At 57.0% G+C, this 23,021-nt stretch carries 20 protein-coding genes; 3 read left to right on the forward strand and 17 right to left on the reverse strand.

Going from position 1 to position 23,021, the window contains the following annotated elements; genetic code table 11:
- Positions 1-128 precede the first annotated feature (128 nt).
- The 5 genes from NC979_RS00820 to NC979_RS00840 form a co-directional block, all read right to left on the reverse strand.
- The gene (locus NC979_RS00820; protein WP_190522837.1) at positions 129-1,325 is read right to left on the reverse strand and encodes a M20 family metallopeptidase; all 1,197 of its coding nucleotides are present in this window, start codon (positions 1,323-1,325) and stop codon (positions 129-131) included.
- A 125-nt stretch (positions 1,326-1,450) separates the two neighbouring features.
- Entirely contained in the window at positions 1,451-2,854 is a 1,404-nt protein-coding gene (locus NC979_RS00825) for a FecR domain-containing protein (RefSeq protein WP_190522838.1), read from the reverse strand.
- Between the two features lie 239 nt (positions 2,855-3,093).
- Positions 3,094-6,693, reverse strand: a complete 3,600-nt coding sequence (locus NC979_RS00830) for a CAAX protease (protein ID WP_190522839.1) — start codon at positions 6,691-6,693, stop codon at positions 3,094-3,096.
- Positions 6,686-7,603: a PHP domain-containing protein gene (locus NC979_RS00835; RefSeq protein ID WP_190522840.1), complete on the reverse strand. Its 918-nt coding sequence runs from the start codon at positions 7,601-7,603 to the stop codon at positions 6,686-6,688. The genes NC979_RS00830 and NC979_RS00835 overlap by 8 nt, the downstream gene beginning before the upstream one ends.
- A 42-nt stretch (positions 7,604-7,645) precedes the next feature.
- Entirely contained in the window at positions 7,646-8,155 is a 510-nt protein-coding gene (locus tag NC979_RS00840) for a hypothetical protein (RefSeq protein ID WP_348253515.1), read from the reverse strand.
- A gap of 177 nt (positions 8,156-8,332) precedes the next feature.
- Between NC979_RS00840 and NC979_RS00845 the strand changes: the two genes are divergently transcribed.
- Positions 8,333-8,914 carry a hypothetical protein gene (locus NC979_RS00845; protein WP_190522844.1) on the forward strand — a complete coding sequence of 194 codons (582 nt, stop codon included), beginning with the start codon at positions 8,333-8,335 and terminating at the stop codon, positions 8,912-8,914.
- A gap of 166 nt (positions 8,915-9,080) precedes the next feature.
- Positions 9,081-9,530 (forward strand): nucleoside-diphosphate kinase, encoded by a 450-nt coding sequence (gene ndk, locus NC979_RS00850; protein ID WP_190522846.1) that lies wholly within the window; start codon positions 9,081-9,083, stop codon positions 9,528-9,530.
- 151 nt (positions 9,531-9,681) lie between these two features.
- Here ndk and NC979_RS00855 read toward each other — a convergent pair whose 3' ends face one another.
- Genes NC979_RS00855 through NC979_RS00875 form a run of 5 tightly spaced genes read right to left on the reverse strand, consistent with a single transcriptional unit; the run spans position 9,682 to position 12,073 of the window.
- Positions 9,682-9,888 (reverse strand): DUF2283 domain-containing protein, encoded by a 207-nt coding sequence (locus NC979_RS00855; RefSeq protein ID WP_190522847.1) that lies wholly within the window; start codon positions 9,886-9,888, stop codon positions 9,682-9,684.
- Positions 9,885-10,148 carry a hypothetical protein gene (locus tag NC979_RS00860; protein WP_190522849.1) on the reverse strand — a complete coding sequence of 88 codons (264 nt, stop codon included), beginning with the start codon at positions 10,146-10,148 and terminating at the stop codon, positions 9,885-9,887. The genes NC979_RS00855 and NC979_RS00860 overlap by 4 nt, the downstream gene beginning before the upstream one ends.
- Complete coding sequence (gene mtnC / locus NC979_RS00865; RefSeq protein WP_190522851.1) at positions 10,141-10,854, reverse strand: acireductone synthase; 714 nt, start codon at positions 10,852-10,854, stop codon at positions 10,141-10,143. Before mtnC ends, NC979_RS00860 begins: the two co-directional genes overlap by 8 nt.
- On the reverse strand, positions 10,841-11,392 hold the full coding sequence (locus NC979_RS00870) for a 1,2-dihydroxy-3-keto-5-methylthiopentene dioxygenase (RefSeq protein ID WP_190522853.1): 552 nt from the start codon (positions 11,390-11,392) through the stop codon (positions 10,841-10,843). The genes mtnC and NC979_RS00870 overlap by 14 nt, the downstream gene beginning before the upstream one ends.
- 51 nt (positions 11,393-11,443) lie before the next feature.
- A complete protein-coding gene (locus tag NC979_RS00875; RefSeq protein WP_190522855.1) occupies positions 11,444-12,073 on the reverse strand; it encodes a methylthioribulose 1-phosphate dehydratase in 630 nt (209 codons plus the stop codon).
- A gap of 306 nt (positions 12,074-12,379) precedes the next feature.
- Here NC979_RS00875 and NC979_RS00880 point away from each other — a divergent pair, with 306 nt between their 5' ends.
- Complete coding sequence (locus tag NC979_RS00880; RefSeq protein ID WP_190522857.1) at positions 12,380-12,778, forward strand: response regulator; 399 nt, start codon at positions 12,380-12,382, stop codon at positions 12,776-12,778.
- A gap of 179 nt (positions 12,779-12,957) precedes the next feature.
- Here NC979_RS00880 and NC979_RS00885 read toward each other — a convergent pair whose 3' ends face one another.
- The 7 genes from NC979_RS00885 to cheB form a co-directional block, all read right to left on the reverse strand.
- A complete protein-coding gene (locus tag NC979_RS00885) occupies positions 12,958-15,948 on the reverse strand; it encodes a hybrid sensor histidine kinase/response regulator (RefSeq protein ID WP_431190998.1) in 2,991 nt (996 codons plus the stop codon).
- Positions 15,949-16,038: 90 nt separating this feature from the next.
- Entirely contained in the window at positions 16,039-17,496 is a 1,458-nt protein-coding gene (locus tag NC979_RS00890; RefSeq protein WP_347403973.1) for a methyl-accepting chemotaxis protein, read from the reverse strand.
- Between the two features lie 84 nt (positions 17,497-17,580).
- Positions 17,581-18,594 (reverse strand): chemotaxis protein CheW, encoded by a 1,014-nt coding sequence (locus NC979_RS00895; protein ID WP_190522861.1) that lies wholly within the window; start codon positions 18,592-18,594, stop codon positions 17,581-17,583.
- Between the two features lie 352 nt (positions 18,595-18,946).
- On the reverse strand, positions 18,947-20,473 hold the full coding sequence (locus tag NC979_RS00900) for a CheR family methyltransferase (RefSeq protein ID WP_190522863.1): 1,527 nt from the start codon (positions 20,471-20,473) through the stop codon (positions 18,947-18,949).
- 2 nt (positions 20,474-20,475) lie between these two features.
- On the reverse strand, positions 20,476-21,315 hold the full coding sequence (locus tag NC979_RS00905) for a pentapeptide repeat-containing protein (protein WP_190522865.1): 840 nt from the start codon (positions 21,313-21,315) through the stop codon (positions 20,476-20,478).
- Positions 21,316-21,447: 132 nt separating this feature from the next.
- Complete coding sequence (locus NC979_RS00910) at positions 21,448-21,654, reverse strand: hypothetical protein (protein WP_190522867.1); 207 nt, start codon at positions 21,652-21,654, stop codon at positions 21,448-21,450.
- Between the two features lie 38 nt (positions 21,655-21,692).
- Positions 21,693-22,757 carry a chemotaxis-specific protein-glutamate methyltransferase CheB gene (gene cheB / locus NC979_RS00915; RefSeq protein WP_190522869.1) on the reverse strand — a complete coding sequence of 355 codons (1,065 nt, stop codon included), beginning with the start codon at positions 22,755-22,757 and terminating at the stop codon, positions 21,693-21,695.
- Positions 22,758-23,021: the final 264 nt, after the last annotated feature.

The raw sequence follows: 23,021 nt of genomic DNA on the forward strand, positions 1-23,021 counted from the left end.
GTTACATCCTCCAGGGGTGGCACCCAAACCAATTAGTCTATCGAAGTTTTGGCCTGGGGGTAAGGCTCAGCCCGCGCGGGCCTAGCCTTGGGCCAAGGCAAGTATTTAGATGTGTTTAAACGGGGTTTCTAGCTACCCGGCGCCTGGGGCGCTAGCTGCCAGTAGCGGTAGCTGGCGTAGGCCATGGTGAGCACTCCAGCGGCGATCGCCGACTCATCCACTTCAAACTTAGGGTGGTGTAGTGGGTAGTTGATAGGGCGATCGGTAAAGCCTACCCCTAGGCGAAACATCGTGCCTGGGGCGTGCTCTAAATACAGCGAAAAGTCCTCGGCCCCTAGGGATGGCTCGTGGATAATTTGCAGATACTCGTTGCCTAGAACCTCACTGACACAGCGGGCGGTGAGCTCGGTCAGGGTGGGGTCATTGAGCACCGAGGGCACTCCACGGCGATAGTTGATTTCGTACTTGGCTCCGTAGGGCTGGCACACCCCCGCGACGATCGACTCAATCCACTGGGGCAGGTGGTTGCGGGTGTCGGGATGGAGCGATCGCACCGTGCCCAGAAGCTTCACCGTATCGGCAATTACGTTGGGGGCTCGCCCGCCCTGAATTTGGCCAATCGTCAGCACAATGGGATGAAGTGGGTTCTGGGTGCGGCTGATGGCCTGCTGTAAGGTCGTAATCACCTGCGATGCGATCCAGATGGCATCGATCGCCTCGTGGGGCCGTGCCCCGTGGCCCGATTCCCCCACAATAATAATTTCCAGATCATCGGCGGCGGCGGTGAGCGCCCCGTAGCGAATGCCAATAGTCCGCGCTGGCACCGTGGGGTAGGCGTGCAGCCCTAAAATAGCTGCGACCCCGGCCATTACCCCGTCCTCAATCATCCAGCGGGCACCCTGGGCAGTTTCTTCAGCAGGCTGAAACAAGAACCGCGTGGTGCCCGGCAGCGGCAGGCCCAGCTGAGCCAGCACCATAGCTGTGCCCAGGCCCACTGTTGTATGTACATCGTGGCCGCAGGCATGCATCATGCCCGACTGGTTCGAAGCAAAGGGCAGGTTAACCCGTTCGGCAATGGGCAATGCATCCATATCAGCCCGGATTGCCAAAATTCTAGGGTCACCATTGCCCGGCAGCTCAGCAACTACCCCGGTTTTGCCCACCAGCTCCTGCACCCGCAGCCCGCAGGAGGAAAGCACCCCCGCTACATAGGCTGCGGTTTTATACTCCTGTCCGCTGAGCTCAGGGTGGCTATGCAAGTGGCGGCGAATCTCTATCAGGCGAGGCGAAATCGCCTCAACAATCGATTTAATCTGGCTCAGCATGGGTTAGCACTGTCGGTAATGGCCACGTTTAGCCTAAAACAGGCCGGTTCTGATGTAACATACCGCACCAACCCGTTAGACTGGTTGCCCATTGACAGCCAATGTATCCCTAGGCGAGCCAAATTCTATTTGACAGGAGGAATAAACGGGTCGTCAGGTTGGGAACCACCCCCGCCGACCCCGCCGCCGTTACCAACGCCATTGCCCCCGCCGTTCTCGGAACCGTTGCCAACGCCGTTGCCATTACCGTTTCCACCGGCGTTGTTGTTGCCAGGGTCACCGCCTACACCGACACCGACGCCGTTATTGCCGTTGCCGCCGTTACCGTTGCCGCCGTTACCGTTGCCGTTGCCGGGGTCACCGCCCACACCGACACCGACACCGTTATTGCCGTTGCCAACGCCGTTGCCATTGCCATTTCCACCAGCGTTGTTGTTGCCGGGGTCACCGCCTACACCGACACCGACACCGTTATTGCCGTTGTTGCCTCTTGGATCGACACCTACACCCACACCGATGCCGCCGCCGCCAACCCCAATGCCTATGCTGCCGCCGTTATTACCAAAATCACCCCCTCCGGCGATCGGAGGTTGATTAAGACTCGGGTCAGGCGCAGGGGTATTAACCACCTCAGTCGGGAACTGAGAAGGGGTAGGAGAAACCCCAGCCGTAGCTGGAGATGGCAGCAGGTTTTGGTCAGTGATAATCTGACCATTGCTATCTATGCCAATCAGGGCTGGGTTCAGAGTGATGCTTTCGGAAAAAGGCACCTGCTCTGACAGAGCTTCTAAAGTCTCTTCGCGTACGGCCTCCAGGGCAGGCCCTAGGGGAGACTCAGCATTTGGATTGTCGAGCTCTAACCCCTCAACCAGCGGGCTGGTTTGGTAGAACGTGGGCAGGTCAAACTCAACCACCTGCACCTGATTATTTTGGATTAGGGCCATTTGGCCGCCGTAGAGGGCGTATTCGGTGGCGCTACAGTCGGCAACGCCTTCGCCGCAGCTGCTGGTAGTGATGGTCATGGGCCCGGCGGGGTTATTGGTGAGGGCCATAACCAGGGTCAGGTCGCTTTCTGGCACGTAGCGCACAACCACCGCTGAGCCCTGAATGCCTGTAACGGCACTAGGAGTTTGAATATTGGTACGGCCCTGCCCCGGCGGGATCAGCAGCAGAACGGTGCCGTTAGTGAGTCGAAAATTGCGCGTGTTGGGCACAAACCGAAAGGTAGCTCGCTCCCCAACCCGTGCCAGCGATCCATCGTTGAAGCGCAGGTCAGCCTGGGACGATGCGGCGGTGCGCAGGGCATCCCCGAGGGCTAAAAAGTCTGACATTCTCGCCGCCCGAGCCTGCCGTCCTCGAGGAATGAACTCAACTCGATTGCGTAGGGCTTCGACTTCGGCTCGGGTGAGGGTCACACTGGCTTGGGCTGGCAAACCCGCCAGCACGATCGCCACCAGAGAGGCTAGCCCGGTAATTTGAGTGGCTAGACGTCGGTGGCTCCGACGATAAAATTTACCGACGTTCAGCATGGCACAACCGCAGTAACAGCTTCTTAGGGTTTGAATGCTCTGGGCCAGGCAGCAGTGCGCTGGGAAGGAGCAGTTATTGACAACACTAGGAACACGACCAGTTCCGCTAACGACAATCAGGGGACCCTACGTATTTCTACAGTCTTGTGATAACAGATCCGTAAGAAAGTTATAAAGTGCCTGACCGACATTTTACTTCATCTTCATATACACATTACTTGATAAGTGCACAAGGTTCTTTACAGGGTGACAGGCGCTATGGGCTCTATTGTCGGGTCGTGGCCTCCCACCTGGTTAGTGCGCAATACCCACAGGCTAGCTCCGTAGCGGAGGCAGAGCTGGGTTATGGTGTCGCTGGCTTTGCGAGGCAGCATGGTGCGCCAGCTCAACAGTCCACGGCCCACGGTTTGAAGCGGAAAATCTGACAGGTTGCTGCCCAAAGATTCTCGCTCGTCGGCCCAATCGGCTCGGGCGCTGCCAAATGGCAGAAGTTTTTGCTGAAGGTGGCGGCGCAGGTCAAGCAACTGTTGAAACTGCTGGGCCTGATCGGGGTTGTTGGCCTCCCAAGCTTTTAGGGTGGTTCGGTGGGCGATGACCGCGGCCTCTAGATGGGCGGCGCTGGCGTACATGGCCTGGTTGGAATCTTGGGCGCAGTTGTTGGCAGGGCCGACGTAGGTAACGCCGGTGCCGTCGCCGGTGCGGTAGCGGGCGGTCATGAGCTCTAGCTCGATACGCAGATCGTCGAGGGCGGCCCAGACGGCTCCATTGAAATCAAAGGGCTCGGTGTAGGCGGGCAGCTTGATCAAAATGTCGGAGACGGGACGGGTGCCCAAAAATCCCCACTGGCGATCGCCCATGTACTTTGACCAGTCGAGGGTGCCCGCCACCAGCCCGCGTCGGTTATGGGTGTAGACCTGGTGATAATGGATATCGAACTGTAGCTCCTGGGTGAGCGGCTCGCGCGCCACGGTGGCGATGCCGTAGGCAAAGTGACCAAAGTAAACCGGGCCTCGGGCGGCGGGCTCGCGTTTTTGGCCGCCGATACCACCGTAGACATGCACCAGCAGGGCCTGGTCACCCTCTTGCCATTCGGCGATTGCGGCCTGCTCAGAGGGGGTTTTAGGATCGATCAGCACCGACTCGGTGGTGCCTTTTTTCTGCTCCAGGTTTTCCCATGATTCTCGGTGCAGGTGCTGCCGTCCCCGGCGGGCGCTGGCGATGGTGCGATCGGGTCGCAGTTGAAAGAGCTGACGGGGCCGCAGCGCCTGCACCACAAACTCGCCGTCGTGGGCCTGGGCGCCGTGGATGTACCAACCGGTTGAGTTGAGAGGCGATCGCTCCAAATCCCGATTGGTCGATGGCTCTATGCTATCCCCGTCGGGCACAACCTGCGGTAGTTGCACAGTTTCTTTAAGTCCGTCAAAGTTTTGAGTATCAGGGTTGTAGTGAACGACATGGTAGCGAGCGTTTGCTCCTGCCACCGGGTTCAGAAACTGCACCAGGGCGTAGTAAAGACCAGCAATTTGAATCGGCTCATTGCCAATGGTGAGGGTGAGAGAGTGGGGAGTGAGGGAGAGGGTGCTCCATTCGTCACTTGCGATCGCCTCCACAATGACGGGGTCAGGCAGCTTGACGATAATGTCGTCAACGGGGTGAGCCCCAGCCAAAGATTCTAATGGGGTGACCAACCGCCAGTGGTTGAGGCGGGTAGGCACAATCATGCCCTCTCGGTGCGAGGCCTCGGCTTCGGCGCTGAAGTGGATGTCGCGGGTCACGGCCTGGAAGCGCTTTTTCAGCCCTGGATTGCATCGCCAGCGCAGGTGTACCCGCTGCCCCAGGTAGTGCTGGTAGGCCGGAGGCGTGTGCAATAGCTCGAACCAGACGCCCTCTAACTGGAGACGCTCGTGGGCGTTGGGCAAAATCAGCCGCCCTAGCCAGTCGCCCACCGGGTGGTACTGGGGGGTGGGCAAGGTTTGCTGCACTGGGTAGTAGCTGGGGTGGTTAAAGGGCGCGCTCTGAAACCGGTAATAGTCGCCAGGATTGACCACCTGAATTTTTTGAATATCTAGGTATTGGCGCAGGTCGCCTGCCACAATGTCGAGGGTGAGGTCGAGGGTCTGCTGCAAGTGGCTGCGGCCATCGGGCAAAAAGGCCTGGTCGTCGAGCACGCCGCCGGGCACCTGGTGGCCCACTGGTCCTAGGCTGATGAAGCTGATTTTGCCTTTGCGCTTGGCTCGGTTCCAATAGCTCAAGGGGGCGATCGCCCAGCGCCGCGGAAACATAATTGGCCCCAGACGCTCAACCGGGTCGCGGCTGCCCACCAGGTGGTAGAGCTGCTCCGCCTCCATCACCCGCCCGTTGCCGCCAATCACCCCAGCGAGAGAAATCACCTCAATCGGGGCGCCCAAGGCCCGCTTGAGAAAGGGCACAATGCCCACGGCAATCTGCCCACCCCCGCTGTAGCCAATTAGCGTGAGGGGAATGCCCCCCTGGGCCGGGTAGCCGTTTTCTAGCAGGCTTTCGTAGACCTGCTGGGCCACCCCCTGGTTGTAGATGGGGCCAAAGCGCTGGTCGGCCGACACCGCCACAATCAAAATGTTGCGAATGTTGATGATCATCCCCACCCAGGGGCCGAGCCGCCGGGTCAAGGTTTCGACCCCGCGCCAAAAGAATGCTAGGGGACGGTTTTCGGTTAGCGACCGGTTGAGCACCGAGTAGGAAATCAGTCCCTTGACCAGAGTGATGTCGTCGGGGAGCTTGTGATCCAACTCGTCGAGGTAGCGAGCCACGCTGGGCTGGTAGTCGGCGGTGGCCTGGCTGATGCCGTCCAGGTAGACGATGTAGCGGCGGGGCAGCTTAGTGGTGGCTCCATCGGTCTTGGGCGTCTCGGGCGGAGGAGAACCGTCACCGTACCAACCGGCCCACCAGCCTAGAGCCTCCAGGGGAGCCAGCATGGCCCCCACCACTAAGGCGATCGCGCCAATCCAGATCAAATCAGCGAACCAGCGGGCCGGACGGCTCTGGCCATACCACTGGGTCATCAACCCTCTCAGGGGTTCTAGGCTGAGAGCAACCACCAGGGCTAGTAAACCCAAACCGCCGTAGATCCACAGCAGGGTCAACCGCCGCGATCGCGGCTTGAGCAAGGCTCCTGGCAAAGGTGTAGCACTAATACGGGCGGGCATCGCCCCCGGTAGTTCCGGCCCCAAAGGATTGGCCGCAATTAGCAGTTTGAGCTGACCGCGATCGACCACCAGCTGCACCCCCGCCGCCCAGTTGGCCAGCCAGCGCCCCAGGTTGACAATGGGCTGCCCCACGGTGGTTTGCTGCACCACCACCAGCCCCAACCAGCCGAGGGCCACATGCCCCGCCGCCTGCCCCACTGGAATCTGGCCCAACACCGCCAGAGCAAACACCACCGCCAGCAGGCTGAGCAGCGCCAGTAGCCGCAGCAGCGGCACGCCCAGATAGGGCATGGCTCCCAAAAAGCTAAACATCAAAGGCAGATAGCTCAGGGCCAAACTACCCTGCACCACCCGCCAGGGAATCGGTTGATCGAGCAGCCAGCGACTCACCATCCAAATGCTGAGCACCCAAAACAGATAGCCTGCTACAAACAACAGGGCCGACAGCACCAGGCTGAGCACAAACCGCAGCGGCTTGACTCGGTTGACGAAAAGCACAATGCCCTGCCCTACCGCCTGGGAAAAGCCCGCGACAAACACTAGCCCCAGAACGATGCTGTCAGGCATCTGGTGAAAGACTTGAAAGGCCTCTGGGTCTAATCTCAGCACCCCTCCCACTAGCTGCCAAAGGGTGTTGAAGGCAGGGTCAGCCATGGTTGGGGCTCGGCAGGCGATTCTCCCCTGGAGAGGCTGTGCCATCACCCAAAGTTGCTGCCAGAGTCGCTGCCGCTCGCTTGAGCGGGGGCAGCAACTCCAAAGGCAAGTTGAGTTGATTCAGCCCGGCCGCCTCCTTGGGCTGATGCTTGGCCCTGGGGTTGGGGGCACTGACTTTCGCTTCTGAAGGGCCGTGGAAGTCACTACCGCCGGTCATCACTAGGTCGTGATCACGGCAGTAGATTTCTAGACGCCGGATATCGCTAGGGCTGTGGTGGGGGTGATAGACCTCGACGCCCATCAGCCCGGCCTCCACTAGCTGAGGCAGCAGCGCATCAACGGTGGAGCCTTTAAACAAATAGGGATGTGCCCATACCGGCACGGCCCCGCAGTCCCGCAGCAGCTGAATGCCCTCAGCGGCAGAAAATTTGTCGTACTGCACAAAGACGGGGCCATTGTCTCCCAGCCAGCGATCAAAGGCCTCCCGCTTCGACTCGACGTAGCCTGCTTTGACCAGGGCGGCCGCTAAGTGAGGACGGCCGGGAGCCATGTTGCCCGCCATGGCAGGTAGCTCAATGGGGTAGCCCAGTTCGGCCAGCTTTTCGATCATCTGCTGGGCGCGGCGGCGGCGACCTTCAATGCGCTCTACGAGTGGTGGTTCCAGGGATTCTCGATTGGGGTAAAATCCCAGGATGTGCAGCGATCGCCCGTTCTCCACGGTGCTCAGCTCGACCCCCGGCACCACCTCTAGAGCATCTCCGGCGGCGGCGATCGCGTCATCCCACCCGGCTACGGTGTCGTGGTCGGTAATTGCCAATGCCTTCACCCCCGCCGCGATCGCTGCTGCTACGAGTGCAGCGGGGGAGAGAGTGCCGTCAGAAAAGGTGGTGTGGCTGTGCAGATCGAGCATTGCAAAGAGGCTATTTTATGTCTATTGTGCCGTATTTGCCCGCTACACCGCTGCCGTGGCCCGGTCAATAGCCTTTTCTACCAAAGCTTTTGCCTTCTCGTCGAGGGCTAACCAGTTGATTTCGCCATCCTCGTCAAGCAAAGCTGGATCCACCGAAACTGGCTGCTGAGGCTGGTAGTTGTCGAAGCACACCTCAAAGCACAGTTCCCAAACGTCTAGGGTGGCAGTGCGGGGCTCCTCAGCTGCGGCTTCGCTAGCGCTCTGGGTCAGCCGCAGCTCATAGCCGGGGGCTGGTGTAGGCAGCTGACTGAGCTGCTGGCGAATGGCTTTTTCGTCATCTGGGGAAGCCTCAGAGAGCTGAGCGGCTAAATCACGAACTTGCTGGCGCTGCTCAGGGGTGGCATCGCCGGGCCAGCGCAGCTGCTCCAGATAGTCGGTGCGCCAGTCAAGGGTTTCAGTGTGTTTGCGAATATTGTCGACTACGCGAATCAGGCAAGGCTGCATGAGCTCAGCGGCTTGGGCTTCATCGGTGGGAGAGGCAAAGGTTAGCATAGCGAAACCTAGGACAGCGTCGGTGCGTCGATCTGGGTTGGCCCAGCTGAGATCAATCTCGCCAGTGCAACCGCGTGACAGCATTTTAGCTGACCCCTGCATCTCCCAAATTTGTCTGCCCCTGCTTCAATAGAAGGCGAGAGGGCAGCTTTGCACTGCCGTCACCCCCGAGGACCTATGCCCCAGCGGCCTTTCCATAGCCCCGGCGCCGGGCTTGAATATCGCTTGCTGATGGCCCTAATCATGGCTAGTGCTGCCCTGGTTACGGTGCTGCTGATTCAGCTATTGCTGCCCTGGCTAGTGGTTGGAGGGCTAATTGCGGGTGCCCTGTGGTTTTGGCGGCGACAAAGAGCTCGAGATCGAGCGCTGCACCAGATTTTCTATGCCCAGGTTGCGGCCCATCAGGGGCGACTTAGCGTGCTCGACTTTGCGATCGCTGCCCAGCTCACCGGCAGTGAGGCCCGCCAATTTCTCGACCAGCGCGCCCAAGATTTTTGGGGCGACTTTGAACCCACCCCAAACGGGGATGTGCTCTACACCTTTCGTCCCACTACCCTGGACGCCGAGGTTGCAGCGCTCCAGGTGCTCTCGCTCACCGCTGCCGATCTGGCCCAACGTCTGGGCTGCACCGAAGCTGAGCTGACTCAGCCATCGGTGGCGGTGAATCTGCTGGTGTGGAGCCGCGATCGCGATCCCGACGGCTGTGGCTGGCGGTACGATGCTGGGCGCGATCGCTACTGGCCGGTACCAAAGGGTTAGGCGTATAAGTCAGGTTTCAGGAACAGCTTTCGCCTCTGAGCTGCGATCCGAAACCCGAAACCCAAACTCCCCCTCAACCATGAATCTTTGACCAAATCCTTTACAAAATGGCCACCGTTTCTGAGCATGGTAAAGGTCTTTCACCACGCACTAGGAACAGGTATCTATGGAACGCACTTTTTTGATGATCAAGCCCGACGGTGTCCAGCGCGGTTTGATCAGCAATATCATTGGCCGGTTTGAAACCAAGGGCTTCACCCTGGTGGGCATGAAATTCATGGCCGTCTCCCGAGAGCTAGCCGAAAAGCATTACGATGTGCACCGCGAACGCCCCTTCTTCGCCGGCCTGGTTGACTTCATCACCTCTGGCCCCGTGGTGGCTATGGTGTGGGAAGGCGAAGGCGTGATCGCCTCTGCCCGCAAAATCATCGGCGCGACCAAGCCCCTAGAAGCTGAACCCGGCACCATTCGTGGCGACCTGGGTGTGACCGTAGGCCGCAACATCATCCACGGCTCCGACGCTCCCGAAACCGCCCAGGCCGAAATCGCCCTGTGGTTCACCGACAGCGAACTCGTCAGCTGGGAACCCGCTGCCAAGGGCTGGCTCTACGAGTAAGAGATCTGAACAGGCCTCTTAGGCAAATAGCAACAAACATCGCAGCGTTCTTGGAACGAACGCTGCGATGTTTGTTGCTGAGGTTTGATGCCTTTTCCTTGAACCCTAGCTAACCCTAGATCTTCCCAGTCGTAATCTGCATTCTTATATTTTAAGCAGCTAGAAGTGGCACCCCGAGAGCTTGTAGGTTAACGGTTTCGACATTTTTGGAGTAGTTATCTAAAGTGATAGCAACAACTTTGCCATCACTGTCATAGTCCAAAATTAGATCATCAGTAATTGCATCTGTGTTGGTGATCGGTTTTGTTGTTAGCTCAATGGCAAGAGTATCTGTTTCTGGGAAATACTGAATCTTCATTGGGGCTCTTCACCTCGCTGCTGCCGCTTGTAAAAGTTGCGATCAAAAAAGGCATTGTGGACAGTTTCGCCATCCTCTAAGGTAACGACCCTCAACGTGCGACCTTCAGCTTCTTCAATATTGCCCCAGTAGGAAAGACGGTTATTCAGCTGCTTCTCTACTTTTACGGGGTTCGCCAAGACATAGCGTATCCATTCCCGCTTGACCTCTGGATGTTTCTGGGATGCAAAACCATCGAAGTAGCGAGTAGTTTTAAGCATCGCTAAACGTGATAGGCAGTTCCCCAAAGTGCCTAATCGACAATAGGTTTGAGGGGAAGTCGGAGGTGCCGGGGCGTTGTACCGCACGCACTTGCCAGCCGGCCTGTTGAGCCGCCTCCAACTCACCCAGATGGTCAGACAGGAACAGCAACTCCTCGGCGGCAATTCCTAGTGTGTCGGCAATCTTTTTGTAGGAAGTCGCATCGACTTTGGCTCCAGTAGTGGTATCGAAATACCCCTGAAAACAAGGGGTCAGATCGCCCACGATGGTATGGGCAAACAGCAGTTTCTGCGCCGCGATCGAACCTGACGAATAGATATATAGCGGCACTCCTCGCCGGTGCCATTCCTGAATGTGGGCGGCGGCATCGTCATAGACGTGGCTGTAGTAGGCCTTGGTGCGGTAGCCCTCGTCCCAAATCATGCCCTGCACGGCTTTGAGGGGGATGACCTTTTGGTCAGCTTTGGCCCAGGCCAAAAGTTGGGAGATGCAGTCTTCTACAGATAGATCGGCATCGCCCAACTCAGCCCACACCTGGGCCAAAATGGCCTGTCCCTCAGCCGTGGGAGCGAGGTCAGCCACAAAGGCCTCTAGCCGCTCCGTTGCGTAGGGGAACAGGGTATTTTTGACGAAGGCAATGTCGGTGGTGGTGCCTTCAATATCGAGCACGATCGCCCCTAGGGGTCGCTCTTCAAGCAAAAGCATGGTACTGGGGATATCCCTTAGCGATGGGGCTGTCGGTAAAGTGGGCCACCCAACCCTCGGGGTTATTGAACAGGCGAATGGCGGCGAACTGAGGTTCCTCACCCATGTCGAACCAGTGGGGGGTGTTAGCGGGTACGCCAATTAGGTCGCCAGCGGTGCAGAGGGTGGCGTAGATTTTGTCGCCCAGGTGTAGGTAAAACACCGCTTGCCCCTCCACGAAGAAGCGCACCTCGTCTTCTTTGTGAATGTGCTCATCCAAAAACTTCTGCCGTAGCTCGGTTTTTTGGGGATGCTCTGGGTGCATGCGAATCACATCGGCGGTGACGTAGCCGCTCTCGGCTTTGAGGCGATCGATATCTTTGGCGTAGGCAGTCAAAATGGCTTCGGGATCGGCCGCTGGGGGCAGTGGTGCCTGAGTCTGCCACTGCTCAAAGCGGACGCCAGCGCTGGCCAGGGCAGCGGCGATCGCATCCGCATCCCGGTACTCATCTAGCAGGGTCGCGCCGTCTTGATCGCTAAAAACACGAAGTAGGGTCATTGGAGTTAGTCCTTAAATTGAGGGTGTCCTGAAGGGATAAGCAAATCGGGGCTAAACAAATTTTTGATCGAGCAGTAAGGCTTGCAGGGCACAGCTCACCAGCACCTCTAATGCCTCAGTGGCCATGCGTGCCTGGGGCACGGTGGCTCCCCAGCTATACAATCCGTGGCCCGCGATCATGTAGCCCACAGACGCTGGTGCAGCCTGTAGCCGAGTCAGCACGGTCTCGCTCAGGGCTACCATATCTTGACTGTTGGCCACGATTGGGATGGCAACCTCTACATCATGGGTGGTAATTCCCGGCAATGCTTTGAGCAATTCATAGTTTGTTAACACCAGGTTGTCTTGTCCTCGGCTCAGCAGCCAGCGAGAGAGACTGACACAGTCTATAGAATGGGTGTGCAGCACCGCGCCCACCTCTGGGTAGGCCAGGTAGAGACTGGTGTGCAGCAGTGTCTCGGCCGATGCTCGCTTCCCCGGGCTGATGGGTTGCCCCTGGCTATCGACCACCATAATATCGGCGGGGGTGAGCTGTCCCTTGTCGCGTCCCGACACAGTAATGGCTACCTGCCCCTCAGCTAGCCGAGCCGAGTAGTTGCCGCTGGTGGCCGGTGCCCAGCCTTTACTGGCTAAGAAACCGCCTGCCTCCACTAACGACTGCGCGATCGCCTCAAACTCCATTCTCTAAGCCAGCCTTACCGATAATTTTGACTCACTACTCTAACACCATTGGCCCCATCACCGATGTCGCCTGCCACAGCTGGCTAAGGGGGGCTGATTACACGACTGTAGCGCGATCGCTTCAAGCAAACTGAACTGGATACAGTTCAGTTTGCTTGGCAACAGAAATTTCGCCGGTATTTTGGCATCAACACAGCGATGTTTGGGTAATTATCAAGCCGTTGCGTATAAGTACGTTATGAAAAAGATTAATTTTTGGGCATAACTATAACAAGCGCCCACATGATTTCAAGAGGTTGTTTGCATATGTCCACCTGCGCCGTCACCAAACAAACCGTCCTATCGGTGGATGACAGCTTAATTAGTCAGCAGATGATTAAACGCGCCTTGGACAACAGCTATCGGGTTCTGCTGGCCGACAATGCGGTGGATGCGCTGACTGTAATTTCTCAAGAGATGATCGAAGCCCTGCTGCTCGATATCTCAATGCCCGGCATTGATGGGTTTGAGCTCTGTCGCACGGTGCGCAGTCTGCCCCGGTTCAAAAACCTACCAATTGTGATGGTCACGTCTCGCGATACTGAGGCCGACCGGCAAGAAGCCCGCATGGCGGGAGCTTCTGGTTATTTGACTAAACCCTGCGAACCTGAGCGGCTCAAAGCCGTCATGGGTAGGCTGCTGCCCAAAGGCCTAGCTACAAACTAACCTCAGCATCCCAAATCGCTGACCTGCTGCGAAGTCGCGTTTGAACCTTTCTCCCAGCTCAAATTTGAGCACCTTTGCAATCCAACAGAGACCGGAAAAACTAGTTTTTCCGGTCTTTCGTTTTTAGGTTCTTTTAGGACTCAAGACGTCTGGCCGGCTTTGTCGTGACTCGAAGGCTGCTAAATCAGTCGGTTGAGGGTTTCAAACAGCACATCTTGGGTGAAGCTGCCCTTGGTGATATAGGCGTTGGCTCCGGCCTCGGCCCCTCTGCGGCGATCGTCCTCACTGGCCAGGGTGGTCACCAGCACCACGGGTAGTTCACTGTATTCCCGCTGCTGCCGAATGCGCTGGGTGAGGCCCAGCCCATCCAAATTCGGCATTTGCACATCTGATACAACGGCATCAAAAGGCCTGGTCTGTAGCTTGTTAAAGCCGTCTAGGCCATCCACCGCAGTCACCACTTCGTAGCCTGCCGATTCCAAAATGCGCTTTTCCTGAGTGCGGGTGGCGATCGAGTCTTCCACCAGCAGAATGCACCGAGGGCGGGCTTCGCGCAGAGCCGCAGTGCCGGTCGAGCTAGCCTCCGGTAGCGCTAGGGAACTGCCCGGATGGCGTACCGCCGTGATCAAATCCTGGGGGTTGAGCACCATGCAGACATCGCCAGTGCCTAGAATAGTGGCCCCAGAGATATACCGCACTCGCTTGAGCAACTGGCTTTGGGGTTTGAGCACCACCTCCTGCTCGTCTAGCAAGACCTCGACAAAGAGACCTAGGCGATCTGGGCCAGACTGCAAAATAATGCAGGCATGCCGCTTCTGGGGCCGTTCTCCCTGGTCGGATTGCCATCGCCCGCGCTGCTTGGGCTCAACCCTCGGCAGCCCCAGCAGATCGGCTAGCCACACCACCGAGAGCGGGCGATCGTCGTGCTTGATCGCGTTGTGGCCCTCTAAAGTAAAGATCTCGCTGGTCTGCACCAGGCAGGCCGTCTCTACAAACTCGGCGGGCAGGGCAAAAGTTTGACCGCCCGCAGCCACTAGCAGAACGTGGGCAGTGGCCAGGGTCGTGCCCAGCTGAACGCGGAGGGTGCAGCCCTCGCCCGGTTTCGACTGGACATCGATACTGCCCCTGAGGCGATCGACGTTAGTGCGTAGTACATCTAGGCCGACTCCGCGCCCGGAGATCTCGGTTACCAGGGTGCGGCTCGAAAACCCAGGACTGAGAATCAGCCCCTGAATTTGTGCGGCAGTCAGCAGCTCTAGTTCTTCTGGACGATATAGCCCCCGACGTACAGCCGCTTGTTTGATCGACTCGACGTCGAGCCCCCGGCCATCGTCACTTACTTCGATGCTGATGCCTGCCGATGTGCGGTAGCCGCGCAGGGTGATGGTTGCCACTTCTGGTTTGCCCTGCCGCCGGCGCTCGGCAGGCGACTCAATGCCATGGTCAATGGCATTGTGAATCATGTGTAGCAGCGGGTCTTTCATCTCTTCGAGAATGCGCTTGTCGGCGCGAGTGTCGCCCCCTTCAATTAACAGCTGTACCTCTTTGCCTTCCTGGCGTGCTAGGTCACGCACCAGTCGGGGAAACAGGTTAAAGAGCGTCGACAGCGGCAGCAGGCGCAGGGTGCGAATGCCTTCCTCTAAGCCGTCGGTGATGGTCTCTAGGCGAGTGGTGTCGGCGTGGAGGGCGCTGCCGAGCTGGCGCACCATGGTCCCAAACTGCTCTAGGTGCTGCTCAGTACGATTTTGAAAACTGTCGAGCTGTTGCCAGACGGGTTTACCCTGCTGGGCATCGTGAAGCAAAAAGCGACTCATCAAAAAATCGCGACTCCACTCTTCCCACAGGTTATTGATGGCGTCGATCTCGGCCAGTCGGTGGGCGACGCGAATTTTGGTGACCGTCAGCTCACCACTCTGGGTCATCAGAGCATCGAGGCTCTGGGTGGGGACGCGGATGGTTTCGATGCGGTAGTCGGTGGTGTTGGTTAGGTCGGGGTCTGAGGAATTGTGGGTGGGTAAGGGGGTGGTTGAGGAAGGGGGTGTAGGAGTAGAGAGTGAGGAAGTAGGGGGTGAGGAAGTAGGGGGGGAAGGGACTTCTGGAGATGGTTCTACGGGGTGACTGAGTAAATCGGGGGATGGGGAAGGGTCACCTACGGTGTCAGCGGTGGTGGGGCTCGCGGGTTTGGGGCTGAGGGAAGCACCCATGAGTTCGGTCAGGACGTAGAACAGGTTGATGTCGGTGGATTCGCCAGTGGTGGCTTCGTGCACTAGCTGATTCATAGCGGCTAGGCCATGGGAGAGGCGATCGCACAATTCCGCTGAGAGGGCTGCTTCGCCGCGCAGGAGTTCGCCGAGGATGTGCTCGATCTGGTGGGCGACCTTGCCAAGATCGGTGACCCCAAGCATGTTGCCATCGCCCTTAAGGGAGTGGGCCTCGCGCATAAGCGCCTCGAGGGTAGCTGAGTCGTCGGGGTGCTTTTCGAGGTGGAGCAGCCCGTCATCGAGGGCTTGCAGGCGCTCTTGGCTGGCGGTCTTGAAAATATCGCGCAGTTCGCTGTCGGTAATGTAGCGATCGCTAAGGCCAGGCGCGATCGCAGGGGCATCAATCAGGGCCGTACCATTTTGACTGGTTGCTCCCCCCATCTCCAGCAATTGAACCGGGGATGCATGGTTAGGGCCGAGACCATTGGTGTCTACCGGGGCGATCGCGCGATCGAAAATAGCGTCATCCACCTCTAGGGCCATGACCGGAGCAGGCGGCGCGGCTTCTGCCCCCATCAGCCTAGCCAGCACATAAAACACCTCTACCTCGGCGGCTTCGCCTGTCACCGCAGCGTGGACGAGCTGACGCATAGCCGCTACACCGTAGGCAAGGCAGTCAAACAGATCCGCGCAGAGGGCTTGCTCTCCGCGGCCGATGGCCCCCAAAACATGCTCGATCTGGTGGGCGACCTTGCCCAAATCGGTGACCCCGAGCATGTTGCCGTCGCCCTTGAGGGAATGGGCCTCGCGCATGAGTGCTTCGAGGATGGCCGAGTCGTCGGGGTGCTTTTCGAGGTGAAGCAGTCCGTCGTCGAGGGCCTGCAAGCGTTCCTCGCTGGCGGTCTTAAAGATGTCGCGGAGTTCGGTGTCGTCAATCATCATGGCAGGCGCTTCCCTCCGATGGGGCATGGGTTGCAGGAACAGGTGAGTGGGTCTATCCCGTGGAGATGTCTTCTCCTCAGCCTTCGGCGTTTAAGCCGTTAGGAAGGAGAAAGCAGCTTAAATAGCCACCTTGAGCTGGAGGGCACTCTCGTTGAGCTGATGGGTGCCAACCTTAATTTGGGTAATGCCGTGGGCGGTTTCTTGGGCGCCGGTGTTGAGGCTGTTCATGGCGCTCACCACCTGCTGAATGGCAACTGCCTGCTGCTTCACGTTGAGGGAAATCTGCTGGCTGTTGAGCACCACGTTGTTAACCGCCTCGGCTACCCCGGCAAAAGCATCGGCGGTTTCCTCCGCAATTCTGACCCCCTCTTCGACGGTTTTGGTGCCCTCGTCTGTGACCATCACCGTTGAGTTGATAGCGGTTTGAATGTCGGCCACCAGAGCGTTAATCTTTTCGGCCGATTTTTTACTTTGATCGGCTAGCTTGCGAATTTCGCCAGAGACAACCGCAAAGCCCTTGCCGTGCTCGCCGGCGCGCACCGCTTCGACGGCGGCGTTGAGGGCCAGCATGTTGGTTTGGTTGGCCAAATCGCTGACCAAGCTAGAGATGCCGCCAATTTGACTGGTTTGCTCACTCAGACGGAGAATTTGATCGGCGATCGCGTCCACTTTTTCTCTGAGGTCGCCCATGCCGTCAAGGCTGCGTTCAACGGCACGGGTACCACCTTCGGCCAAGGCTAGGACCTGTTGAGCACCGGCGGCGGCGGCTTCAGCTTGCTCTGCCGACTGCCGTGACGAAGCCCCTAGCTCATCCATAGTGGTGCTGGTTTCGCTTACCGAAGCGGCCTGTTGGCTGCTGCTGCGCTCCTGCTGCTCAATACTGGTGGCAATTTCGCTGGCTGAGCTAACAATGTTGCCCGCCGCTTGGTCCATAATGCGTGAGGCTTTGATAATTACCAAGGTGCCAATCAGAGCCGACAGCAGTAATGAGAGAGTGGCCGCTATCAGCAGCGTAAGTTGCAGCCGCCATAGGGCGGCCGCTTGGATCGTTTCTTGTCTAGCGACAATCTCACCTTCGAGGTCTTCCATATCGGTCAACAAGCTGCCGATCTCGCCGGTTAGAGCGCGCCCGTTGCTTTCTCGCCAAATTTGCACGCCTGCTGCGGTCTGATTTTGGTTGACCAGGTCGATCATGCCTTGATGGAGAGTAATGAACTGATTGATTAAAGTTGTAAGCTGAGCTAGGTTTTGCCGCTGTTCTTCATTGGTAATTTGAGCATCTAGCTCACTGACCACAGTCATGTAGTCTGATTTAGCTTCATTGAAGTCTAATAGAGAGGTTGGGTGTCTCTGGAGTAAATAGCCACGGGTAGCACGGGCCATAATCTGAAGGTTGAGGTTGACATGGTCAACCTTTTCGTGAGTTTCCCAAGCGCTTCTGAGTTCCTCAGAGATAGTCATAAGCTGGCGCACATTAGCCACTGCCATGCCCGCAGACACTACAAGGGCGAGTACTGGTACAGAGTAGCCTAGTACAATCCAGTGGCGTAGTTTCCAGGACTTGCGTTTGTTCACGGTGTCTCTCTGCAGAAGGGATGAAGAAAAGAAGCTAAAGGGATTAACTTTAGGGTTGAGCTCTAAGGAATCTTTCATAGTTAGCTAGTTTGAATGATCGACAACAAGATCGCCTGCGGTCAGCAATTTAGGCAAATCTAGAAGGGTTAACATAGAGCCGCCATGCTGAGCAAATCCTTTGAGGTAGGGGTTATTGCTGGAGTGGACGGCGGTGGGCGTTGCTGCTATCTCTGAAGCATGCAAATAAATCACATCGAAAACATCGTCAATGACAACCCCTGCTACTAGGGAGCCTAGCCGCATAACCACCGCTGTTTTAGGCAGGAGAGGAGCTGCCGGAGTCAAGTTTAGAAAATGGCGTACATCCACTAAGGTTAAAATTTCACCGCGCAGATTTATGTTTCCAACAATGTGCGCTGGGCAGCAGGGAATGGGAGTAATCTGAGGCACTTCAGCAAATTCGTACACGCTCTCTAACCCCAGGGCAAAGCGCTCGCCTTCTAAACCAATGACTGCCACCGCTGACAGATCTGACGTGCTTTCGTCGGCAATCAGCTGGGTTAATCCAGCGGCTCGGGCCTGGAGCACCTGTCGCTCGGCAGGGCTAAACTGTGCCATGAAGCGGTTGGTCTGGACCTCTGCAACCGAGGACGGGGCTGCACTGTGGGAGCCTTGACCGAGGGCTATTGGGTCTATTAAGACAATGACGGTGTCTCTCTGGCGGGCGAACCCAACAGTCAGCGGGTGTTCGCCACAGCCAAAATAGGGAGTCTCTAGGGCCGCAGTGATGCTGCTAGGGGCGATCGCCTCTACGTTTTGAATTTGGTCTACCACTAGCCCGATCTGTCGACTGCCGCACTGCACCACAATGACGGCTTGGCTAAGGGCGTTGGCCTGCTGGGGATAACCTAGGCACACCCTAAGGTTAATGACTGGCAGCAGCTGACCGCGCAGGTTCAGCACGCCAGCAACTTCTGGCCCCGATTCAGGTACCGAGATCAGAGCAGGCAGCAAGAACATTTCCTGTACGGCCTTAGCTGCTAGACCATAGTGGGCACCGTCTAGCGTGAACAAGAGGTAGGATGTCGGGGTCATCATGGGTTGCCCCCAAGGGGAATAAGCACGGCAAGGTAGAACGCAGATCCCTCCAGCCGACTCGATGAAGTCTGGGTTCGAAAGAAATCAATGCTTCGGGCTTAGCATTCCCCCATGGAATGAGTTATCCGCAATTCAGAGAAAATGTCTGGGCTCTAGCCATCGCCAGAACGATTAGGACATTTCACATACTCTTGCGTGATGGCTATATACCGTTGTGCTGCACCAGTTTTAGCTAGTGAAAGTCGGTATCCTAATCGCAACGGCGATCGCTATATTTTTAGCGCGCTGCTCATGGCGCAACCATTGCGCCATTCTACAAAAACTGTGATTTTGCTCTGTGTTGGAGACGAGATCAATCTTGAGATGATTGACGATCGCCGCCCGCGACCTGCTGCTTAAGATGCGCTTGCCATTGGGCAACGGTGGCATTGCTATGGTCGTCTAATACGGTGTTGGGAGGCAGCTTTGCTAATAGAGTGAGAGCATGCTCACGGGTTGTTTTAGCTTTCTCAGGCTGCTTGGCGCGATCGTAAATGCTAGCTAGGTCAAGATAGGCTTTAACGAAGTCAGGGTCTAGGTAAATAATTTTGCGCAGATGCTCTTTGGCAGCTTCTAAATTGTTCTCATCTTCGGCAATTTGGGCCAGCAGATAGTGCATGTCGAGGCTGAGGGGATCGTCGCAGATCACCCGCTGGCAGAGTTGTTTGGCCTGACTGTAGCAGCCTGTGTTGGCATAAGCCCGAGCGGCAATCTGACGCGCGGCGGTGCAGTCCGGATGGGCGAGGTACAGCTGTTTAGCAGCTCGAATGGCATTGGTGTAATCGTCTTGCTGGAGAAATGTATCCGCCTCTTGCAGGGCTGCTGCCAAGCCGTCATCCAGACTGGGGGGTGGGGTTTTGAGGGTAAGACGAGCTGGCTGTGAACTGGGTAAACTCTGCCATTGAGCAGCTGCGATCGACGCAGCGGCCTGGGGTAGGGCAGCCTGAGGTGGTTTTTGATAGACCACTGTCTCAGGAAAGCTAGTGACCAGAAACGGGCTGGTGTTTTGGCCGTAGAGTTCGGTATGGCCGGTGAGCAAATACCCCTGGGGAACTAGGGCGCTGTGAAACCTTTGAATAATTTGACCAATTGCCTGGCGATCGAGATAAATAAATACGTTACGGCACAAAATCAGGTCTAGGTCACCTGGCCCATGCCCCCGACTAGGGCAAGGGTCTTTGAGCAGATTGCCGACCTGAAAGACCACATGCTGCTGGAGGCGATCGCAGATTTTGTAGGCCTGGCGATCGGCCTGAAAATACTTTTGCTGTATAGCTGGGGGGGTCTGCCGAAAGGACCAGCTACTGTAAAGCCCCTGGCGAGCGCTTTGGACGGCGGCGGCGCTGATGTCGGTGCCAATCAGCTGCGCATCCCACTGGTGCCACGGAAAGTTGAGCTGGTCGAGGGCGATCGCAATCGAGTATAGCTCTTCCCCGGTGGAGCAGCCGGCGCTCCAAATGCGCAGGCTAGGTTTGGAGCCCAGGGAAGCCGCGGTCTGCTTGCGCTGCATAATTTCGGGAAGGAGGCGATCGCTCAGTAATCTAAGCTGGTTGCTGTCTCGAAAGAAATAGCTCTCATTGATAGTCAAAATCGAGTACAGCTCTTGCCATTCAGACCGCAGCTGGGGCGGGGTAGGTTGAGCTTTGAAACTATTTAGGGCAAGAAAACCTTGATCTAAAGCTTTGAGATAGTTGTGGTAGTCGGCTAAGGTCGTCAGCCCCAACGCTTTAGCCCGCAGCCAAACTTTGTCTGACAGGATCTGGAAATCTTGGGGGCGAATACACAGGCCAGAATGGTCGGCGATGAGATCGCTGATGCGCTTTAGGATCAGATCGTCCATGGCTAGTTGAGGGCGCTAGAGTCAATGGTGATGGCATCTCTGTCATGGCCCGGATGGGTCAAAATCAGTTGACCTAGGTTGACGCGCCACAGGTTTGTCTTTTTGAAGTTGGCCCCCGCCAGCTGGGCATAGTCGAGGCAAGCCTCAGAGAGGTTGGCCCGAAACAGGTTGGCATTTTCTAACGAGGCATTGCTCAGATCAGCTAGCCGCAGCACCGCTTCGCGCAGATCGGCTTCGGTTAGGTCGGCACCGCTGAGCACCGCTCTAAATAGGTTGGTGCCCACACAGCTAGCCCGCCTGAGATTGGCTTTGGCCATGTTGGCTCCCATCATGCTGGCGCAGTTCAAATTGGCTTGGCACAGGTTGGCGTTGCACAGGTTGGAGTAATAAAAGGTGGTTCTGACCAGATTGGCCGATTGCAGAATGGCCTCTCGCATATCGACTTCGTAAAAGTTAGACTCGCCCAGGTCAGCATCGTTGAGCAGTGTCTCTTGCATATCTGCTTTGTAAAAGTGTGAGTGGCGCAGGTTGGCGTTACTCAGATTAGCGGTATAAAGGTTGGTTTTATAAAAGTCGACCATGCTGAGGTTTGCCCGCCTCAAATCAGCCATGCATAGATCACAGCGGTAGAGGGTTGACGACTCAAAATTGGCCCGAGTGAACACACTTTCTCTTAGGTTGGCTTCGTAAAAATTGGCGTGGCGAAAGTCGATGCCAGGCAGATGCAATTTGCCTAAATCTGCTCCTTGAAAGTCTGGTCTAATACTGGGATTGTGAAGCCGCCAAGCATTCCAGCTCTCCACCCCTTTGTTGAGAATGTCTAAGTGTTCCGCATTTGCCATAGATAGGTGCTCCCTAAGTTACGCATGGAGGCCGCTTGACTAAGGGACCCTGCGCCAGGTGACGATGCTAAAAGAGGCGTTAACTAAGGGGGTGATGTGTTGGCGGCTATACCCAGTACGGCCAAAGGTCTGCTAGGTGAATTTTTGCCAAACCAAAAATGCCTCAGCCCTAGGGCTAAGCAGTAGATCTTTGACGAACTCTGTAGCTAGCCGATAACGGTGCCACAGCAGCTTACCCCAGTCCCAATTTTCCCTAGGGAGAGCGCTGGTTAACGCTTGTTCATATAGTTGGGTAATTTCCTCAGTCGCTGTTGCCGCGATCGCATTAATAAAAGCCAAAAAAACGGCAATAAAGTATCCAAGAATACTTTTAAGAGCTAATTAAGGCCGCTCACGAAAACCTGGCTGAGCAAAAAGGGAGCGATCGCGCTTAGGGGCAGTACCTGCTGAGCAGCCCCTAGGGCGATCGCCTCCTTGGGCATGCCAAATACCACACAGCTCGTCTCGTCTTGGGCAATGGTGAGCCCCCCCGCCTGGGACAGGGTCTGGAGTCCATCGGCCCCGTCGCGACCCATGCCCGTGAGCAGCACGCCCACAGCCGACCGGCCATAGTAGGCCGCCACAGATTGAAACATTACCGTTACCGAGGGGCAGTGCCCGGCCACTGGCTCCCCTTGAGAGAGCTGTATGCGCCCGCCCGCGTCGATTTCTAAGTGATGGCGTTCAGGGGGAAAGTAGGCTACACCAGGCTGCGGCACAGTGCCTGCTGTGGCGATGGTGACCCTCATGGCGCAGCTGTTGTCGAGCCAGTCGACTAACCCCTGCAAAAACCCATTGCTGATGTGCTGTACGCACACAATTGGCACCGGAAAGGTTTTGGGCAACTGCTGCATGATTGCCAGCAGAGCCTGGGGACCGCCGGTAGATGCGCCTAAAGCCAACAGTCGGGGGCGTCTCGCTAGCGAGGTGGTAGAGAGAGGCAACCCCGATGGAACGATTGGAGCTGGGCTGCGTCGCCGGTGAGTAAACACCGATACCCCTGCCAGCACTCGAATTTTGGCTAACAGCTCAGCCTTTGTCTTTTCATATTCGGAGGCTAAGCCCGTGCGGGGCTTAGGAAAGATGTCCAGCGCCCCTGCTTCTAAAATGCGAAAGACGGTTTGGGTATCTTCTTTCTGCACCGAGGCGCTGACCACCAAAATAGGGCAAGGGCAGCGGGCCATTACCTCTTCAGTAAGCTCTAGCCCGTTCATTTTGGGCATGTGCAAATCGGTGCAGATCAGGGTTGGCTTCACCGTTGCCATCATGTCTAGGGCTTCTTGGCCATTGTGGGCTACCCCCACGACCTCCATGTCGGCTGCCTCCCGCAAGATGCGCTGCAAAAGAACTAAGGCAACGGGTGAGTCGTCTACCAGCAAGAGGCGAATTGGGCCAGAGGGCATCTAGGTCTCTCTCGGAATCGTGGGCGGCTGGGTTCAGCGTAATCTATGGTGGCACCGCCTGACGCTGTTGCTGAGCAGAGACAGCGGGCCTAAATATACAGTCTCAGGCTGGGCAAGAACGCGGGGATAGACGGTCAATACGCGAAGCAAGTAAGTTAACCAGTGCGGTCTACGAGGGGTAGAGCGCTAGGTTGACCCTGTTTGTTTCACATTGATCTCGTCCCTGAGCTTGGGCGGTGCCGCAATTTCGCAGTTGACGTCAAA

Origin of the sequence: Leptolyngbya subtilissima AS-A7 (assembly GCF_039962255.1) — a bacterium.
In the GTDB taxonomy this organism is placed as follows: Bacteria; Cyanobacteriota; Cyanobacteriia; order Phormidesmidales; family Phormidesmidaceae; genus Nodosilinea.

Coding starts and splice junctions, on each gene's coding strand:
- NC979_RS00845 (WP_190522844.1), top strand. CDS start 8,333: ATGCCCCAGCGGCCTTTCCATAGCCCCGGCGCCGGGCTTGAATATCGC.
- mtnC (WP_190522851.1), bottom strand. CDS start 10,854: ATGCTTTTGCTTGAAGAGCGACCCCTAGGGGCGATCGTGCTCGATATT.
- NC979_RS00840 (WP_348253515.1), bottom strand. CDS start 8,155: ATGCTAACCTTTGCCTCTCCCACCGATGAAGCCCAAGCCGCTGAGCTC.
- cheB (WP_190522869.1), bottom strand. CDS start 22,757: ATGCCCTCTGGCCCAATTCGCCTCTTGCTGGTAGACGACTCACCCGTT.
- NC979_RS00835 (WP_190522840.1), bottom strand. CDS start 7,603: ATGCTCGATCTGCACAGCCACACCACCTTTTCTGACGGCACTCTCTCC.
- NC979_RS00875 (WP_190522855.1), bottom strand. CDS start 12,073: ATGGAGTTTGAGGCGATCGCGCAGTCGTTAGTGGAGGCAGGCGGTTTC.
- NC979_RS00870 (WP_190522853.1), bottom strand. CDS start 11,392: ATGACCCTACTTCGTGTTTTTAGCGATCAAGACGGCGCGACCCTGCTA.
- NC979_RS00830 (WP_190522839.1), bottom strand. CDS start 6,693: ATGGCTGACCCTGCCTTCAACACCCTTTGGCAGCTAGTGGGAGGGGTG.
- NC979_RS00885 (WP_431190998.1), bottom strand. CDS start 15,948: ATGCCCCATCGGAGGGAAGCGCCTGCCATGATGATTGACGACACCGAA.
- NC979_RS00825 (WP_190522838.1), bottom strand. CDS start 2,854: ATGCTGAACGTCGGTAAATTTTATCGTCGGAGCCACCGACGTCTAGCC.
- NC979_RS00900 (WP_190522863.1), bottom strand. CDS start 20,473: ATGGACGATCTGATCCTAAAGCGCATCAGCGATCTCATCGCCGACCAT.
- NC979_RS00895 (WP_190522861.1), bottom strand. CDS start 18,594: ATGATGACCCCGACATCCTACCTCTTGTTCACGCTAGACGGTGCCCAC.
- NC979_RS00855 (WP_190522847.1), bottom strand. CDS start 9,888: ATGAAGATTCAGTATTTCCCAGAAACAGATACTCTTGCCATTGAGCTA.
- NC979_RS00905 (WP_190522865.1), bottom strand. CDS start 21,315: ATGGCAAATGCGGAACACTTAGACATTCTCAACAAAGGGGTGGAGAGC.
- NC979_RS00860 (WP_190522849.1), bottom strand. CDS start 10,148: ATGCTTAAAACTACTCGCTACTTCGATGGTTTTGCATCCCAGAAACAT.
- NC979_RS00880 (WP_190522857.1), top strand. CDS start 12,380: ATGTCCACCTGCGCCGTCACCAAACAAACCGTCCTATCGGTGGATGAC.
- NC979_RS00820 (WP_190522837.1), bottom strand. CDS start 1,325: ATGCTGAGCCAGATTAAATCGATTGTTGAGGCGATTTCGCCTCGCCTG.
- ndk (WP_190522846.1), top strand. CDS start 9,081: ATGGAACGCACTTTTTTGATGATCAAGCCCGACGGTGTCCAGCGCGGT.